General features: G+C 65.3%; 1 protein-coding gene. It reads right to left on the bottom strand.

All coding sequences use genetic code 11. The features are described from left to right. Positions 1 to 80: 80 nt before the first annotated feature. A complete protein-coding gene (ddlA, locus tag ACFX4F_RS21400) occupies positions 81 to 1,178 on the bottom strand; it encodes a D-alanine--D-alanine ligase (protein WP_380658385.1) in 1,098 nt (365 codons plus the stop codon). Between the last annotated feature and the right edge of the window lie 319 nt (positions 1,179 to 1,497).

Genomic DNA, 1,497 nt, shown 5'->3' with positions numbered 1-1,497 from the left:
GGCCGTTGGCCGGCAACCTCGACAGTTGCGGGGTTGCCGGCCAGCGGCCGGCACTACCGAAGCGCGGTACCGAAGCGCGGTCAACGAACTGCGCTATGCAATCCGCGATCGGCTTCGTGCCGTTCCAGCGCCAGCTCGATCAGGCGCGTGATCAGCGTGGTGTAGTCCACGCCACTGGCGCCCCACAGCTTCGGATACATGCTGATGCGGGTGAAGCCCGGTAGCGTGTTGACTTCATTGATGACGATCTGGCCATCGGCGGTCAGGAACACATCCACACGCGCCATGCCGGCGCACTCCAGCGTCTGGTAGGCCTGCAACGCGATCTGCTGGATACGCGCCTGCGTTGCCGCATCGATTGCGGCCGGTACCACCACCTCAGCACCGTCTTCGTTGATGTACTTGGTGTCGTAGGCATAGAACTCGTCGTGCAGTACCACCTCGCCACAGACGCTGGCCTGCGGCCGCTCGTTGCCGAGCACGGCGCATTCGATCTCGCGGCCGGCCACGGCCGATTCCACCAGGACCTTGTGGTCGTAGCGCAGTGCGGTCTGCAATGCCGCGGCGAAACCCGCTGCATCCTTGACCTTGCTCACGCCCACCGATGAGCCCTGGTTGGCCGGCTTCACGAACAGCGGCAGGCCAAGCACTTCGATCAGCGCCGCGACATCGACCGCATCGGCTTCATGGCGACGGATGCACACCCAGGGCGCCACCTGCAGGCCGGCATCACGCAGCAGGCGCTTGGTCACGTCCTTGTCCATGGCCACCGCCGAACCCAGCACCGGCGAGCCGACGAAGGGCAGGTTGGCCATGCGCAGCAGCCCCTGCAGCGCACCGTCCTCGCCCAGTGGCCCGTGCACGATCGGCAACACCACATCGATCTGCCCCAGCGCGCTGCCCGCATCGGTCGGCTGCAGCTGCGCCTGCTCGGTACCGGGCAGCACCGCCAGCGCGGTACCGGAAGCATGCAGGGCGATGCGCGCCGGATCATCCGCATTGAGCAGGAAAGTATCCGGCTGGCTCAGGTGCCACTGGCCCTGCTTGTCGATGCCGACCAGCACCGGCTCGAAGCGCTCCCGATCCAGCGCATCGAGAATGTTCTTCGCCGACTGCAGTGAAACCTCGTGTTCGGAAGACCTGCCACCGAAGATGATGCCGACCCGGGTCCGTGCCATGGAAGTGCGATGTCCTGTGCGTTGCGTGGCTGCATAGCATGAACCTTCATCGGCCTTCCGCGTGAGGCACAGATGAACCAGAAATCCAGTCGCGCGTGTCATCCACGCATGGCCTGGATCTACCGTGTCGACCAAGGTCGACACCCACCAACAGCAGCAGCCGACACCCATCAACAGCAGCAGCGGACCCCGTGCCGTTCCGACAGATCACGGGAAACTGTCGAAGGCGGGGTGGGTCCGGTTGCGGGGGCGTGAGCGCCATGGATGGCGCGACCGAGCTTACAGGGACGTACTTGCAGCGTCCCCCGCAACCGGACCC

Origin of the sequence: Stenotrophomonas sp. YIM B13575 (assembly GCF_042787595.1) — a bacterium.
Classification (GTDB): domain Bacteria; phylum Pseudomonadota; class Gammaproteobacteria; order Xanthomonadales; family Xanthomonadaceae; genus Stenotrophomonas; species Stenotrophomonas lactitubi_B.
Note: the sequence above shows the minus strand (reverse complement) of the source record. Positions and strands in the feature narration are given on the sequence as shown.